This is a genomic window from Glycomyces tritici, from assembly GCF_030403505.1.
The window spans coordinates 881,312-897,004 of record NZ_JAUEMJ010000001.1; the positions used below are offsets into that span (position 1 = coordinate 881,312).

General features: G+C 68.3%; 15 protein-coding genes and 1 tRNA gene. 6 read left to right on the forward strand and 10 right to left on the reverse strand.

The features are described 5' to 3' along the window. The first annotated feature begins 54 nt into the window (after positions 1-54). Complete coding sequence (locus QWI33_RS04035) at positions 55-945, forward strand: C40 family peptidase (RefSeq protein ID WP_289955136.1); 891 nt, start codon at positions 55-57, stop codon at positions 943-945. Positions 946-1,302: 357 nt separating this feature from the next. On the opposite strand, the gene QWI33_RS04040 is transcribed toward QWI33_RS04035, so the two are convergent. Next, complete coding sequence (locus QWI33_RS04040) at positions 1,303-2,259, reverse strand: sigma-70 family RNA polymerase sigma factor (RefSeq protein ID WP_435367548.1); 957 nt, start codon at positions 2,257-2,259, stop codon at positions 1,303-1,305. Between the two features lie 603 nt (positions 2,260-2,862). On the opposite strand from QWI33_RS04040, the gene orn reads away from it, so the two are divergent. Both orn and QWI33_RS04050 read left to right on the forward strand, forming a co-directional pair. Beyond that, positions 2,863-3,495, forward strand: coding sequence for an oligoribonuclease (gene orn, locus QWI33_RS04045; protein WP_289955139.1), 633 nt, complete (start codon positions 2,863-2,865; stop codon positions 3,493-3,495). Between the two features lie 66 nt (positions 3,496-3,561). Further along, positions 3,562-3,637: transfer RNA gene (locus tag QWI33_RS04050), tRNA-His, on the forward strand. Positions 3,638-3,745: 108 nt separating this feature from the next. On the opposite strand, the gene QWI33_RS04055 is transcribed toward QWI33_RS04050, so the two are convergent. The 9 genes from QWI33_RS04055 to QWI33_RS04095 form a co-directional block, all read right to left on the reverse strand. Continuing rightward, positions 3,746-4,237 (reverse strand): DUF1707 SHOCT-like domain-containing protein, encoded by a 492-nt coding sequence (locus QWI33_RS04055; RefSeq protein ID WP_289955141.1) that lies wholly within the window; start codon positions 4,235-4,237, stop codon positions 3,746-3,748. Positions 4,238-4,269: 32 nt separating this feature from the next. Then, positions 4,270-4,779, reverse strand: coding sequence for a DUF1707 SHOCT-like domain-containing protein (locus QWI33_RS04060; protein WP_289955142.1), 510 nt, complete (start codon positions 4,777-4,779; stop codon positions 4,270-4,272). Between the two features lie 24 nt (positions 4,780-4,803). Beyond that, a complete protein-coding gene (gene map, locus QWI33_RS04065) occupies positions 4,804-5,640 on the reverse strand; it encodes a type I methionyl aminopeptidase (protein WP_289955144.1) in 837 nt (278 codons plus the stop codon). A gap of 5 nt (positions 5,641-5,645) precedes the next feature. After that, on the reverse strand, positions 5,646-6,281 hold the full coding sequence (locus QWI33_RS04070; RefSeq protein WP_289955145.1) for an adenylate kinase: 636 nt from the start codon (positions 6,279-6,281) through the stop codon (positions 5,646-5,648). 41 nt (positions 6,282-6,322) lie between these two features. Further along, positions 6,323-7,660: a preprotein translocase subunit SecY gene (gene secY, locus QWI33_RS04075; protein ID WP_289955146.1), complete on the reverse strand. Its 1,338-nt coding sequence runs from the start codon at positions 7,658-7,660 to the stop codon at positions 6,323-6,325. A gap of 250 nt (positions 7,661-7,910) precedes the next feature. Then, positions 7,911-8,384, reverse strand: coding sequence for a 50S ribosomal protein L15 (rplO, locus tag QWI33_RS04080; RefSeq protein ID WP_353895351.1), 474 nt, complete (start codon positions 8,382-8,384; stop codon positions 7,911-7,913). A gap of 2 nt (positions 8,385-8,386) precedes the next feature. Continuing rightward, on the reverse strand, positions 8,387-8,569 hold the full coding sequence (gene rpmD / locus QWI33_RS04085) for a 50S ribosomal protein L30 (RefSeq protein ID WP_270118543.1): 183 nt from the start codon (positions 8,567-8,569) through the stop codon (positions 8,387-8,389). A 10-nt stretch (positions 8,570-8,579) separates the two neighbouring features. Beyond that, positions 8,580-9,242, reverse strand: a complete 663-nt coding sequence (gene rpsE / locus QWI33_RS04090; RefSeq protein WP_353895352.1) for a 30S ribosomal protein S5 — start codon at positions 9,240-9,242, stop codon at positions 8,580-8,582. Between the two features lie 255 nt (positions 9,243-9,497). After that, complete coding sequence (locus QWI33_RS04095) at positions 9,498-10,955, reverse strand: RICIN domain-containing protein (RefSeq protein WP_289955150.1); 1,458 nt, start codon at positions 10,953-10,955, stop codon at positions 9,498-9,500. Between the two features lie 524 nt (positions 10,956-11,479). Here QWI33_RS04095 and QWI33_RS04100 point away from each other — a divergent pair. From QWI33_RS04100 to QWI33_RS04110, 3 genes are read left to right on the forward strand one after another with little or no spacing between them, the layout of a single operon-like run. Beyond that, positions 11,480-11,980 (forward strand): GtrA family protein, encoded by a 501-nt coding sequence (locus QWI33_RS04100; RefSeq protein ID WP_289955153.1) that lies wholly within the window; start codon positions 11,480-11,482, stop codon positions 11,978-11,980. Next, positions 11,916-14,255, forward strand: a complete 2,340-nt coding sequence (locus QWI33_RS04105) for a glycosyltransferase (protein WP_289955155.1) — start codon at positions 11,916-11,918, stop codon at positions 14,253-14,255. The genes QWI33_RS04100 and QWI33_RS04105 overlap by 65 nt, the downstream gene beginning before the upstream one ends. Next, the gene (locus QWI33_RS04110; RefSeq protein ID WP_289955157.1) at positions 14,252-15,691 is read left to right on the forward strand and encodes a glycosyltransferase family 2 protein; all 1,440 of its coding nucleotides are present in this window, start codon (positions 14,252-14,254) and stop codon (positions 15,689-15,691) included. Before QWI33_RS04105 ends, QWI33_RS04110 begins: the two co-directional genes overlap by 4 nt. The last annotated feature ends 2 nt before the right edge of the window (positions 15,692-15,693 follow it).

Here is a 15,693-nt window from a genome sequence, read left to right on the forward strand (position 1 = left end):
ATCCTTCGCCGCGTCGCCGCCTACACGGGGGTCACCCTCGCCACCGTCGGGCTCGTGACCGCATTCGCCGGCACGCACGCCGACGCGGCCGACATCGACTACACCTCCGCGTCCGCCGCCGAGATCGAAGACCACCTCACCGATCTCGAGACCCAGCGGGACGCCGCCGCCGCCGACCTCGAGGGCCTCCAGGCCCGGCTCGACGCGGCCCAAGCCGTCATCGACGCCGCAGCGGCCGAGTACGGTACCTCCAACGCGCAGCTCACCGTCGTCACCGCCGCGGTCGAATCCGCCGAGGACGACCTCGACGCGAAGGTCTCCAGCCTGGCGGCCTACGCGCAGGAACAGTCCGACAAGTACGAGGAGGCGCAGGACGCCGCCGAGGACGCCGAGACGCTCACTGCCGACATCAAGGCCGAGCAGCAGGAGATCGCCGGCCTCGACAAGCAGATCGACGAAGCCGAGAAGGCCCGCGACGAAGCCGAGGCCGCCGAGGCCGAAGCAGCTGCCGCCGCTGAAGCCGAGGCCGCCGCGACCAGCGAGGCGACCTCCAGCTCGGACTCCGGGTCGGACTCCGGCTCGACCGCGTCCTACAGCGCCGACGCCGCCACCGCGGCCGTCCAGTTCGCCAAGGACCAGCTCGGCGAGTCGTACGTGTTCGGTGCCGCCGGCCCCGACACCTGGGACTGCTCGGGCTTGATCGCGGGCGCCTACGGCGTCTCGGACATCTCGCTGACCCACTCGACCTGGACCATGTGGGACGAGACCAGCGCGATCGACCGCGGCGACCTGCAGCCGGGCGACCTCGTCTTCTACAACGGCCAGAACCACGTCGCCATGTACATCGGCGACGGCCAGGTCATCCACGCGCCCAAGCCGGGCGACGTCGTGAAGATCTCGGACCTCGACATGGGCATGTCCATCGACGGGTACCGCCGGGTCTGACCACCGAACGGCACGAACGAGCGTGGCCCGTCCCCAGTGGGGACGGGCCACGCTTGCGTTCGCCTCCGCCCGGGGCACCCGGGCCCGACGGCAGTGAGCCCGGGCGGGAAGTCGATCGGGCGGGGTCGGGCAGTCGGGAAGTCGGTCGGCATGATGCTGCCCCGCACCGCCGCACCGCGCCGCCTCGCCTCGCCTCGCCTCGCCTCGCCTCGCCTCGCCTCGCCAAGTCACGCTGCCACCCGTGAGGCCCCGCCTCCGCACCGCTCCGGACTCCGGATACGACGGGAGGGCCGGGGCTTTCGCCCCGGCCCTCCCGCTATCGGTCCTAGTGCTTACGCGGTCTTAACGCTTGCGCAGTCAAGCCGCTTCGGCCATGACCTGGTCGTTGGCCAGTTCCTTGAGACGGGCCAGCGCCTGGATCTCGAGTTGGCGGATGCGCTCGCGCGACAGGTGGAACCGGTGCGCGACCTCCGTGAGCGAGTGCTCGCGGCCGTCCTCGAGCCCGTAGCGGGCCTTGACGATCCCCGCCGAGCGCTCGTCGAGGTGATTCAGCATCATCTCGATGCGCTGGCGTTCCATGCCGGCGAGGACGACGTCCTCGGGGCTGGGCTCGTCGGAGTCGGCGACCAGGTCGCCGAGGTTGGTGTCGCCGTCGTCGCCGATCGGCGTGTCCAGCGAGACGGTGTCCTGGCTCCAGCGGATGAGCTCCCGGACCCGTTCGACGGTGACGCCGAGTGCGGCGGCCACCTGCTCGGGTTCGGGGTCGCCGCCGAGCTCACGGGTGAGCTGGCGGGTGACGTTGCGCATCCGGTTGACGTCCTCGACCAGGTGCACCGGCAGGCGCACCGTGCGCTCCTGCTGGGCGATCGCCCGGCTGATGGCCTGGCGGATCCACCACGTGGCGTAGGTCGAGAACTTGAAGCCGCGCTGGTAGTCGAATTTCTCGACGGCGCGGACCAGGCCCGTGTTGCCCTCCTGGATCAGGTCGAGCATCGGCATCCCGGAGCGGACGTACCGGCGGGCGATCGAGACGACCAACCGCAGGTTCGCCTTGATGAACTGCTCCTTCGCCTTCGCCCCGTCCTCGACCAGGCGCTTCAGGTCCTTCTCGGTGGCGTCGCCGAAGGTCTCCCCCTCGCCGAGCAGGTGCTTCGCGAACAGACCGGCTTCGACAGCCTTCGCCAAGTCGACCTCGGCGGCGGCGTCAAGCAGCGGCGTCTTCGAGATCTCATGCAGGTAAACACCCACAAGGTCTCGTTCCTCAGCGACCTCTTCGGTGGTGAGGGTGGGTGTTGTCGTTTGCTCCACGCTCAAGGTCTCCTCCAGCTTCCTCGTCCCCCGACACCGCGTGAACGGTGTACCAGTTACAACGACCGCTTCGTTGCGTGGAATTCCGTGTCCCGGTGTTCGATGCGCCACGGTTACGGAATCGATGCGAATCGGTGGCCTTAAGGCCTTCGCACCGTTTCGGGTACCCATTTTCATCGGCTAAGCTCGGTTCACGGCTTCCATCTCTGAGACGGGGGCGCGTCGCGCTCATGATGCCTCTGAGATGGAGATCACCTCACCTCGGCAGAGGCATGATGACCCGAGTCCTGGTCACGGTATCGTCTCCGGTCTGCTTCATCGCAAACCTTCAATCTCTAGGGGTACACGCGCCCTACCTTGAAAAAGTTGAGAGATCATCTTTTTGCGGCCCTAATCACTGCGATCCGGGCCGCAAAGGCGGCGACGCTCTGATACCCGCACCATAGCGGACGGTAGCGGTGACAAGCAACACCTTTCCCAGGCGTTGATGTCCGATTCCGAACACCTCTCGTTCTTCTCATTCTCCGCTCTCCAGCGGCCCACGGGGGCGCTTCCGGCGGCGTGCCTCGTAGATCACCTTCCGTGCCCCTTGCGCGTAGAGTTGGCCCGGTGACTGAAGAACGCCTAGTGTGGGTCGACTGCGAAATGACCGGCCTCGACCCGGAGACCGAAGCCCTCATCGAGATCGCCGTACTCGTCACGGAGCCCGACCTCACCCCTTTGGACACCGGACTCGACATCGTCATCGCCTGCGACGAGACGACTCTGGCGAACATGGGCGCGTTCGTCGCCGACATGCACGCCAAGTCCGGGCTCACCGACGAAGTGCGGGCATCGCCGGTCTCGCTGGCCGAAGCCGAGGACACGGTCCTGGAGTACATCAAGCAGCACGTGCCCGAAGCGCGCACGGCCCCGTTGTGCGGCAACTCGATCGCCACGGACCGCACGTTCATCACCAAGTACATGCCGCGACTGGACGACCACCTCCACTACCGGATGATCGACGTCTCCTCCATCAAGGAGCTCGCCCGGCGCTGGTACCCGCGCGTCTACTACAACCAGCCGCCCAAGGGCCTCGCCCACCGCGCGCTCGCCGACATCCTCGAGAGCGTGCAGGAACTCGAGTACTACCGGCGCACGGTGTTCGTACCCCTGCCCGGACCGAGCAGCGACGAGGCCAAGGCCGCAGCCGCGGACGTCGCCCGCGCCGCCACTGAGACGGCCGACACCGAACCCCGTTGACACGAACACCGGGAGCTTGGCTATGATTGTCGCCGGTCCCAGGTTTTTCCTGCGGTACCGGTCTTGGTGGTCGTAGCTCAGCTGGTAGAGCACCTGGTTGTGGTCCAGGAGGTCGCGGGTTCAAGCCCCGTCGGTCACCCCAAGTCGAAAGGCCCCGTGAGCAGGCGTCAGCCGCTTACGGGGCCTTTCGCCTTTGCCTTGAAGCCGGCGGCTACGGCCGGTGCCGCAGCACCGGCCGTAGCACAACGGTTCAGCCCTGGTTCCGCTTGCGGCGCAACCGCTCACGGCGCTTTCGCTCCTCGGCCGGGCGGATGATGTTCCGCTCGGCCACGGTCAGCACCGAGGCGACGACGCCCAGCGGGATCACGACCCAGAGCGGCCAGAAGTACTGGTGGCTGCCCGTCAGGAAGAAGACGAACCCCCAGACGCCGGTGACGATGCCGATCGGGATCGAGACGCCCGCCCACAGCCACTTGATCCATTCGGGAGTGGGGAGCTTGTCGGACACGTGCGCGTCCTCTTGGGCCTGCAGGACGCGCTGGTACGCCGGCAGGTCCGCCAGGACGACCTCGGTCTCACCGACGGTCTTGGCCGCCATGAGGATGTCGACGCGCTTCTCGTACTCCTCGAGGTCGATGTAGCCCTGGTCCACGGCGGAGCGCAGAATCTCGGTCAAGGAAGCGCGTTCGGCGTTGCCGACCCGCAGCTCGCGGTCGGCGCCGAAGCGTTCGAGGGAGGACATTCGTTGGGCTCCTAGGGGGGCGGGGAGTCGGTTCAGTGCCAGTCGTGGCCGCGGCGCTCGCGCCGGGGCCCGTCGTCTTCGTCGTCTTCGTCGTCATCGCCCCAACGGCCGCGGTTGACCAGTTGCACGAACGTGGCGATGGAGAGGCCCATGATCGGCCAGACCGGCCAGAAGCTGCCGTAGTACCCGGAGGAGACCGCGCCGGCCAGCCAGATCAGGGTGCAGATGCCGCCGACGAGGACCAGCGCCCTGAGGGCGGGGACTTCGTGGAACCAGTTGCGGCCGCGGGGCGCCCGCTCGGCCTTGGCGTTCACGGCGGCGGGCCCGGCGGGGACGACCTCGCCCTCCTTCGGGCGGCCGCCGGGGAGGTCGTCGAAGATGAGGTCGAGCTCGGCGTTCGTCTTGGCCTCGTAGGCGGTCTTGGCGCGCTCGTCGAACTCGACGAGGTCGATACGGCCTTCGTCGAGAGCGGCCTGCAACTGCGCGATCGCCAGTTCGCGGTCGGCGTTCGAGATGCGCAGCTTGCCGTGGTCTTCGGTCACGCTGCCAATTATGGCACCGGGATCCTATTCGGCGCGAGCCGCGCTCGCGACCGCGTCGCCCAGTTGTTCGACGCCGCCGTCCGGGGCGGTGAGGACCCAGACGCCGTCCTCGCAGAGCGCGATGGTGTGCTCGACGTGCGCGGCGATCGAGCCGTCGTCGGTCACGATGGTCCAGCCGTCCGCCAGTTCAGCGGTCTCCTCCGAGCCGAGGGTGATCATCGGCTCGATCGCCAGGGCCATGCCCGGGCGCAGCTTCGGGCCCTCACCGGGGCGGCCGTAGTTGAGGATGTGCGGGTCCTGGTGCATCTCGGTGCCGATGCCGTGCCCGCCGAAGCCGGTCACGATGCCGTACTCGCCGGAGTGGTCGACCGAGTGCTCGATGGCGGCGGAGATCCCGCCGAGGCGCTTCGCGGTCGCCGCGGCCTTGATCCCGGCCCACATGGCGGCCTCGCAGGCCTCCCGCAGGGCCGTCAGCTCAGGGGCGACCTGGCCGATCTCGATGGTGATCGCCGCGTCCCCGTGCCAGCCGTCGACGATCGCGCCGACGTCGACCGAGAGGAGGTCCCCTTCCTTGAGGACCGCGTCCTCGGAGGGGATCGCGTGCACGACCTGCTCGTTCACCGACGAGCAGATCGAGCCCGGGTAGGGCCCGTTGCCGATGTCGTAGCCCTTGAAGGACGGCACGGCCCCGCAGTCGCGGATCACGTGCTCGGCGATGCGGTCGAGTTCCGCCGTCGTCACGCCCGGCCCGGCCGACTCGCGCATGGCCTGGTGGACCTCGGCCACGACGAGGCCGGCGGTCCGCATCTTGCGGATCTGCTCGGGCGTCTTGTACTGGATCTGCTGGCGACGGCGAAACACGGTGGCTATTCCGCGGCGCCGATGGCGTTCAGGGCGCGCTCGGTGACCTCGGCGACCTCGCCGATCGCGTCGATCCGCACGAGCTTGCCCTGGGCCTCGTAGTAGCCCACGAGCGGCGCGGTCTGCTCCGCGTAGACCTTGAGGCGGTTCTTGATCGTCTCGGGCTGGTCGTCCGTGCGCTGGTACAAGTCCTCGGAGTCGGGATCCGCGGGCGGGTCGAACTCCAGGTGGTAGACCTTGCCGGTCGACTTCGAGACGCGGCGCCCGGACAGGCGGCGCACGACCTCGTCGTCACTGGCGACCAGCTCCAGGGCCAGGTCGAGGGTCGCGCCCGCCGCTTCGAGGACCCGGTCGAGGACCTTGGCCTGCTCGGTGTTGCGGGGGTAGCCGTCGAGCAGGAAACCGCCCTTGGCGTCGTCCTCGGCCAGCCGGTCGGCCACCATCTCGTTGGTGACCTCGTCGGGCACGAGGTTCCCCGCGTCCATGTACTCCTTGGCCTTCAGCCCCAGCGGCGTGCCGCCGGAGACGTTGGCGCGGAAGATGTCGCCGGTCGAGATCTTGGGGACGCCGAGCCGCTCGGCGATGATCTCCGCCTGGGTGCCCTTGCCGGCCCCGGGCGGGCCTACGAGTACCAGTCGCACAGTTGTTCCTCCCGTGTGGTGCCTATGAAGATGTTCCTGCGTCAGCGGAGGAAGCCTTCGTAGTGGCGCTGCATCAGCTGGGACTCGATCTGCTTGACCGACTCCAGGCCGACGCCCACCATGATCAGCACCGAGGTACCGCCGAACGCGAATGTCGCGAACAGCTGCTCGTTACCGAAAGCGATGATGGCCAGATTGGGAAGGATAGCGATGATGGCCAGGTACAGCGAGCCCGGGAAGGTCAGGCGTGACAGGACTCGCTGCAAGTAGGTCGCGGTGGGCTTGCCCGGGCGCACGCCGGGGATGAACCCGCCGGCCTTCTTCATGTTCTCAGCGACGTCGTCGACCTTGAAGGTGATCGAGACGTAGAAGTAGGTGAAGAAGATGATCAGGAGCGCGTACAGCGAGATGTAGACCCACGAGCCCTGGTTGAGCAGGTACCGGTCGATGAACTGCACCCACGACGAGTCGCTGTTCTGGTTGAGCTGGCGGAACAGCGTCGGGATGTACAGCAGCGAGGAGCCGAAGATGACGGGCACGACGCCGGCCTGGTTGACCTTGAGCGGGATGTAGGTCGAGGTGCCGCCGTACATCCGGCGGCCGACCATCTTCTTGGCGTACTGCACCGGGATGCGGCGCTGCGACTGCTCGATGAAGATGACCGCCACCATGATCACGATGCACAGACCGATGATCACGCTGAACATGAACCAGCCCTCGGACTTCTGCAGGGACCAGAACTGGCCCGGCATCTGCGCCGCGATGGAGGCGAAGATCAGGAGGCTCATGCCGTTGCCGATGCCACGCTCGGTGATCTGCTCGCCGAACCACATGATGATCGCGGTGCCCGCGACCATGACGGCCACGACGGCCACGATCGTCATCCAGTACGGGATGTTCGCGTCCGTGGCGGACAGGTCCGGCAGGATGTCGTCCGGGCACTGGGTCTGGAACAGCACGCCCGAGCGGGCCAGCGCGATGTAGCTGGCGGCCTGGAGCAGGGCGAGGCCCAGCGTCAGGTACCGGGTGTACTGGGTGATCTTGACCTGGCCGGGCTGGCCCTCCTTGCGGAGCTGCTCAAGCCTGGGGATCACCACGGTCAGCAGCTGCATGATGATCGACGCGGTGATGTACGGCATGACGCCGAGCGCGAAGACCGAGAGCTGGAGGAGCGCTCCACCGGTGAACAGGTTCAGGAGCCCGAAGACGCCGGCCTCGTCGGTCGGCCTCATGTTGAGGCAGGACTGCACTGCCGCGTAGTCCACACCGGGACTCGGCACCTGCGCACCCAGACGATACAGTCCGATGATCATCAAGGTGAACAGGATCTTCTTGCGCAGATCGGGGGTCCGAAACGCGCTGATGAAGGCGGAGAGCAATGCGGTTCCTCCTGAACAAGACCCCCTGGCGGGGCCCATGGTGTTGCGGGGCAACACCTTTCGTTACCAGTGGGCGTGTGTAGTTCGTAGCGAGAGCGTCACACGCCCGAGGCAGACGGTGGTCCTCGCCATGGGAGCCTAGCAGGCGCATTCGGACGCAGAGTATTCGGCATTCATCACGACGAAACGGGCCGGAGTTTCCTCCGACCCGTTTCGCAGATCTCTTGTTCTAACAGGGAAGACCTGGCGGTTACTCGCCCAGGGCCTCGCCGGTCTTCTTGTCCACCACGGTGGCCGTGCCACCGGCGGCGGTGATCTTGGTGAAGGCGGAGGAGGAGAAGGCGTGGGCCTTCACGTCCAGCTTGACGCCTTCGAGCTCGCCGGAGCCGAGGACCTTGATGAGCTCCTTCTTGTTGAGGACGCCCACCTCGATCAGCTGCTCGGGGCCGACCTGGCCGCCCTCGGGGAAGAGCTCCGCGAGGCGGTCGAGGTTGACCACGGTGTAGACGAGCTTGTTGTGCGGCTTGAAGCCCTTGAGCTTCGGCAGGCGGATCTGGAGCGGCTGCTGGCCACCCTCGAATCCGGCCGGCACGGTCTTGCGGGCCTTGGTGCCCTTGGTGCCGCGGCCGGCGGTCTTGCCCTTCGAGCCCTCACCGCGACCCACGCGGGTCTTGGCCTTCTTGGCGCCGGGGGCCGGCTGCAGGTCATGAATGCGAATAGCCATGACTACTCAACCTCCTCGACGTCGACCAGGTGGCGGACACGGTGGACCATGCCGCGGTACTGCGGGAGGTCCTCTTTGAAGACGGTCTGGCCGATCTTGCGAAGGCCGAGCGTCTGGATGGTCGCACGGGCCTTCGGCTTCTCGCCGATGACCGACTTGTGCTGGGTGATCTTCAAACGTGCCATGTCGATACCCCTACGCCTTCGCGGCCGCGGCGGCCTCGGCGCGGGCGCGCAGCAGACCCTGGGGAGCGATGTCCTCCAGCGCCATGCCGCGGCGGGCCGCGACGGCCTCCGGGGACTCGAGGGCCTTGAGCGCGGCAACCGTCGCGTGGACGATGTTGATCGCGTTCGAGGAGCCCAGGGACTTCGACAGGATGTCGTGAATGCCGGCGCATTCGAGCACGGCGCGCACGGGACCACCCGCGATGACACCGGTACCCGAGGAGGCGGGCTTCAGGAGCACCTTGCCGGCCGCGTCTTCACCGAAGACCTCGTGCGGGATGGTGCCGCCGATGCGGGGGACCGTGAAGAAGTTCTTCTTGGCCTCCTCGACGCCCTTGGCGATGGCCGCGGGAACTTCCTTGGCCTTGCCGTAGCCGACACCGACGTTGCCGTTGCCGTCGCCGACCACCACGAGGGCGGTGAAGGCGAAGCGACGGCCGCCCTTGACGACCTTGGCGACGCGGTTGATGGTGACTACGCGCTCGACGTGCGGGGACTTCTCGGCGCGGTCGCGACCGCGACCGCCGTCACGGCCACCGCGTCCGCCTCCGGCGCCACGACCGCCACCGCCGCGGCGGTCGCCGCCGGCGGCGGCGCCGTCACGGCTGCCGGCCGCTTGCTGTTGATCAGCCACGAGACTGATTCCTTTCGTTCGCTCAACGCCAGCCCGAAACCGGGCTGACTCGCATACTGTGCCCTTTGCGGGCCTTCGGCCCTGGGCGTCCAGATTCAAGACCTGGGGACGCTGCGCCTAGGCGCAACCTCTCGATTATGCCTGGTCAGGGGTGCATCGGCGAACGGCGGGGTCGGGCTGAGGCCGGGGACACAGCCGGACCGCCGCCGGCGCTGCGCAGAACGTCGGCGGCGGTCCTTGAGGTGAGGACGGAACCTAGAGCCCGGTCACGTCCCACTGCTGGTTGGCGGCACCGGTGCAGGCGCTCTGGACGATGGCGGCGTTGTTGGCGGTCGAGGCGGCCTGGAGGCAGAGCCCGGAGTGCTGGGCGACGATGGCGTAGTTGCCGTTCGCGGAGGCGCGCAGGGAGAAGCGCTGGTTGCCGCCGGCCCAGCAGCCCCACTGGCCGACGGGGGCGCCGTTGGCGGTGGCCTCGTCGAGCACGTCCCAGCACTTGCCGGTGGCGGTGTTGGAGACGGCGCCGACCTTGGAGCCGGGGTAGACCGGGTCGAAGGTGAAGGCCTGGGGCGCGCCGTTCCAGCAGTCGTACTGGATGAGCCTGGTGCCGTCGGTGCCCGAGCCGCTGGGCACGTCGATGCAGCGGCCGGAGGCGGCGTTGACGAACTTGGTGCCGTAAGGGCTGCCGTCCTCGCTGCCGACGACGCCCTGGACCGTGCCCGCGGCGGCGTCGATGTTGAGGGTCGAGTACCAGGTGAGGGTCATGCTGGTGTTGCTGGGGAAGCTGATGGGGAGCCAGACGTACTCGCTGTCCATGGGCTTGCCGCCCCATTGCGGTCCCCAGCGGTCGCCCATGTAGAGGTAGCTGGTGCCGCTGGTGCCCTGCACGGTGGTGACGAAGGTCGGCTGGGAGCCGTAGGTGGTGCCGTTCCCGGCGTTGGTCCAGCCCGACCACGTGCCCTCGGGGAAGTTCGTGGTGGTGGCGTACTTGGTCTGGTTGGCGTTCCAGCCGGTGGCGCCGGAGGTCACCAGGAAGTAGACCCCGTTGCGCTGGAACACGGCCGGGGCCTCGCGGTGGAACCCGTCGAAGACGTGGACGAGCTCGTCGATGGCGAGGTAGTCGGGGGTGAGCCGGTAGACGTTGAGGTCGTAGTTCACGTCGGCGGCGGAGATGAGGTAGCCGGTGCCGTCGGTGTCGACGAAGAGGGTCATGTCGCGGGAGTCGTAGCCGGCGGGCCGGAAGGAGCCCTGGTAGTCGTAGTCGCCGTCGACGGTGTCCGAGACGGCCACGGCCACTTCGGCATCGCCGTAGTCGACGCCGTTCTCCTTGTGGGCCCAGAGGACGTACTTGTCGGTGGCGGCGTTGTAGATGACCTTGGGCCGCTCGATGTTGGCCGGGGAGAGGTCGGGGTCGGACTCGGCGCTGAGGATGTCGTTCTCGAACGTCCAGTTCACGAGGTCGGTCGAGGAGTACATGCTGACCTGGTCGAAGAGGTAGTCGTCGCGCTGCTCGCCGACGAGGTAGTAGGTGTTGCCGACCTTGAGCATGCCGCCGCCGTGGGCGTGCATGAGGTTGCCGGAGGTGTCGGTGATGGTCTGGCCGTTGTCGAACGCCACGGGCGCGCCCGCCGCGGGGGCCGGGGCGGCGAGGCCGATGGCCGTGGTCGCGAGGGCGGTCGCGGCGGCGAGGGCGCCCAGCCGCTTGCTTGCTGACATCGTCGTCTCCTTCACGAGCACCCCCGGGGATGGAGGTGCGATCGAATCATTTCGATATTTCCACAGATTCGCCCCCTTGTAAAGACCCTTTGTATAACCGGCATAAGAACAAGGAATTTCATGTTTCGCGAGAACTCGATAAAGTTACTCCGCCGTCGTCCCCCGAACGAGTGGGTATTTCTGTCGGCAATTCGACTCCTTGCACACCACATTGTCACCGCGAGTTGCCCGATTCAATCGGAAACGCACGACCTGCGGCGAATTCCTTATCGCGCAAAAAGGACATTTGACCGCGCGCGATGACTGAACGTAACAGAGACGTAAGCCTGCGGGACCCCATCACCAGGTGAATCTCCGCTAGCGTAGTGAGTGCAACCCGTTCAGTCACAGCAAGATCCGCAGGCGACGGCGCTCCCGCGGCCCCTTCCCATAGCGATCCCCAGACCCGAATTCCATACGCACGACCTCCTCTATTGAGGACGAGTCGGTGCGTCTATCCGTCGTGCCCAATGGAGGCTTATCAAATGCATCGGCACCGGCCGCCGATAAAGCGGCTCGCCCGATTCTCAGTCGTCGGAGCCACCTGTTTCGCAATACAGGCGGGGATACTCCTCGCCCTCAGCGAGGCCGGCGTCCCGGACACGGCCGCCAATGCGGCCGGGTTCCTCGCCTCGGCGCAGGTCAACTTCCTGCTGAGTTCCGCCTTCACCTGGGCCGACCGCCGCCTCCCCGGACCGGGGGCGCGGCCCGTCGCGGCGCGCTGGGCCTCCTTCCAGGTCACCGTCGCGATCAGCCTGGCCTGCAACACCGGCGTGTTCGCGCTCGTCTCGCGCTTCGCGCCCTCGGTGGCGGCCGCGGCCGTGGCCGTGTGCGCCGGGGCCCTCCTCACCTACCTCGCCAGCGACCACCTCGTCTTCCGCCGCCGCAAGGCGGCTCCGACCGACCACATTGGAGACTCCCTTGACGATCATCGCCGACCAGCCGCAGCACTCCCCGGTCCGAACGGCCGCACCACCGCCGACTGACGGCATCGCCGTCGTCATGCCCGCCTTCCGCGAGGAGGCGAACGTCGCCGGCACAGTGCAGGACTTCCTGTCCACTCTTGTCCGCGAAGGCATCCCGCACGCCGTCATCGTCGTCGACGACGGCAGCGACGACCGCACCGGAGCGATCATCGACCGGCTCGCCGCGGCCCACCCCGCCCGCGTCATCGCCGTCCACCACGAGCACAACCAGGGCTACGGCGCCGCCGTGCGCACCGGACTCGAGACCGCCCTGCGCCGCACCGGGTTCCGCGAGATCCTGCTGACCGACGCCGACCGCCAGTTCCACGCCGAGGACCTGGTCCGCCTGCGCGAGTTCAAGAGGGAGGAGCGCGCCGACGCGGTCATCGGCTACCGCCGCCAGCGCGCCGACCCGTGGCGCCGCCGCCTCAACGCCAAGGTGTGGACCCTGCTGTGCAAGACGCTGCTGCAGGTCCCCGGCCGCGACGTCGACTGCGCCTACAAGCTCATCGACCGCTCGCTCCTCCAGGACCTGCGGCTCAGCGGCGAAGCCGCCGCGATCTCCCCCGAACTCCTGTGCCGCATCAGCGGCGACGGCGCCCGCATCGTCGAGCACCCCGTCGAGCACTACCCGCGCGAGCACGGCGAGCAGACCGGCGCGCGCCTCTCCGTCGTCGCCAAATCCCTCATCAGCCTCGCGGTCGTCTACGGCCACATGGTCCGCGACGCCCGCCGCCTCGGCTGGGTCCGCCGCCTCGCCTCGCCCAAAGACCCCGGCGCGGCCCTCATCGCCCTCGCCGCCTGCGTCGCCGCGGTCGCCGCGTACCTCTACTTCGCCGACCACGGGTACCTCCTGGCGTACAAGGACGCCAACTCGCACCTGCTCATCGCCCGGCGCGTCGTCGACAGCCCCACGGCCGGGCTCGCCCAGCTCGGCGGCGTCTGGCTGCCGCTCCCGCACCTGCTCTCCGCCCCACTCGCGACCTGGGAGGCCCTGTACCTCAACGGGTTCGCCGGGGCGTTCGTCTCCATGGCCTCCTACGTGGTCGCCGTGCGGTTCCTGTTCGCCCACGCCCGGTCGCTCTCGGGCCACTGGGCCGGCGGCCTCACCGCCGCAGGGCTCTTCGCGCTCAACCCGAACGTCCTGTACCTCCAGGCCACGGCCATGACCGAGCTGCTGCTGTTCGCATGCGCGATCGTCGCACTGCACTACCTGCACGAGTGGTGCACCGAAGGCCGCCTGCGGGACCTCTCCCTGGCCTCCGGCGCGGTCTTCGCCGCGACCCTCACCCGCTACGAGGGCTGGATCCTCTGCGCCGTCGCCGGCGCGATCGTCGCCTACGCCTCGCTGCGCCGCCACCGCCGCTACTCGCACACCGAAGGCTCGGTCGTCGTGTTCGGGTTCATCGCCGGCGCCGGGATCATCGGCTGGCTGGCCTGGAACCTCGCGATCTTCGGCGACCCGCTGAACTGGAAGTCCGGCGAGTACGGCGACTCCTCGCTGTGGGTCTCCGAAGGCGAGGCCAACGTCGGCTCGCTGCCGACCGCCGCCGAGACGTACGGCCTCGCGTCCCTGCACAACCTCGGGATCGCGACGGTCGCCTTGGGCGTCGCCGGGCTCATCCTCTACGCGGTCCAGAAGCGGCTGCGGTCGCGGGCGCTCGTGCCCTACGCCATGCTCGTGTTCGCGCCGTTCTTCGTGTGGGCGCTCTACAGCGGCGAGCGGCCCCTCCACGTCAAGGAGGTCATGGGCGCGCTCTACAACGTGCGCTTCGGGCTCATCATGCTCATCCCCGCCGCCGTCTTCGCCGGGTTCCTCATCGGGACGCTCGCCAAGCGCCTCCCCGGGCGGCGCCTCGCCGCCGGGACCCTCGCCGCGGCCGCCGTCGCGGGCGCCACGGTGGCCGTCGACGGCGCGGTCACCCTCGACGAGGCCGTCGAGTACCGCGCCAGCGGCTGGGAGGTCGACAACGCCGCCGTCTCCGCGTGGCTGCGCGAGCACCACGACGGCGGGACCACGCTCATGATGTCCTTCGAGAACGAGTCGGTGACCTTCGAGTCCCAGGTCCCCACCGGGTCCCTCGTCTACGAAGGCTCCTACCGGATCTGGGAGGCGTCGCTCGCCGACCCGCACGCGGCGGGCGTCGAATGGATCTACATGCGCGCGACCCCGGGCAGCGAGGACGACGTCTGGGAGGCCCTGTGGGGCACCGAGGTCCTCGCCGACCACTACGAACTGGTCTACGACGAAGGCGACCGCCTCGTGTACCGCGCCGAGGACGGAGGCGCCGCGTGAACCCCGACGCCCCGCCCTCCGGCCTCAGCGCCCAGCGGCTCCTCTCCCCCGGCCAGGCCGGCCTCGCGATCGGCGTCGTCGGCTTCATCGCCGCCGCGATCGCGCTCGACCTGCTCACCGGCTTCGGTCCCGGCCCGCTCCAGTGGGCCCAGGGCGGCATGTTCGCCCTCATCCTGCTCTACCTCGCCGTGATCGGGTTCAAGCTCGCGATGGTCCTCGGCTCCGGCCGGTCCACCGCGATGCGGTTCGAACCCGGTGCGCTGCAGACGTTCCCCGACTCCGAACTGCCCCGGTACACCGTCCTCGTGCCGCTGTACCGCGAAGCGGCCGTCGTCCCCGGGCTCGTCCGGCGCCTCTCGGCCCTGGACTACCCGGCCGACAAGCTCGAGATCCTGCTCCTGGTCGAAGCCGACGACGGCGAGACCCGGACCGCCCTCGCCGCGCAGGGCCTCGGCCCGGCCTTCAGGACGGTGGTCGTGCCCGACACGCTGCCGAAGACGAAGCCCAAGGCGTGCAACGTGGGCCTGGCCCAGGCCACCGGCGAGCTCTGCGTCATCTTCGACGCCGAGGACCGGCCCGATCCCGATCAGCTGCGCAAGGCGGCGCTGGCGTTCCGGGTGCTGCCCGACCGGGTGGTGTGCGTGCAGGCCGAACTCCAGTACTGGAACCCGTGGACGAACTGGCTGACGCGGTGCTTCTCGGCCGAGTACGCCACGAACTTCAGCCTGACCCTGCACGGCATGGACCGGCACCGGCTGGCGATCCCGTTGGGCGGCACGTCGAACCACTTCCGGATCGACGCGCTGCGCGACCTCGGCGGCTGGGACCCGTTCAACGTCACCGAGGACGCCGACCTCGGCATCCGCATCGCCCGCCGCGGCTGGGACGTGCGCATGTTCGTCTCGGTCACCGAGGAGGAGGCGAACTCCCGCCTGGGCAACTGGATCCGCCAGCGCAGCCGCTGGATCAAGGGGTACATGCAGACGTGGCTGGTGCACTCGAGGGAGCCGGTGAAGCTGTGGCGGGAGCTGGGGACCCGCAAGACCCTTGCGATCCATCTGACGCTGGGGTTCTCGACGGTGACGACGCTGGTGAACCCGCTGATGTGGGCATTGACGCTGTCGTACTTCGTCTTCGGGCCGCAGTGGATGGAGCCGCTGTTCCCGCCGGTAGTCCTTTATGGAGGGATGTTCGCGATGATCGCGGGCAACGCCCTCATGTGCTACGCGCTGATGCTGGGCTGCCTCAAGCGGGGGCTGTACGCGGCGGTGCGGGCGATGCTCACGGTGCCCCTGTACTGGGGGTTGATGAGCGTGGCGGCGTACAAGGCGCTCGGGCAGCTGCTGCAGCCCAGCAAGCGCCATTTCTGGGAGCTGACCGAACACGGGTTGGACACATCGGACGAGGTGGATGCGGAGGTCGTACGTGCTCGGTGAAC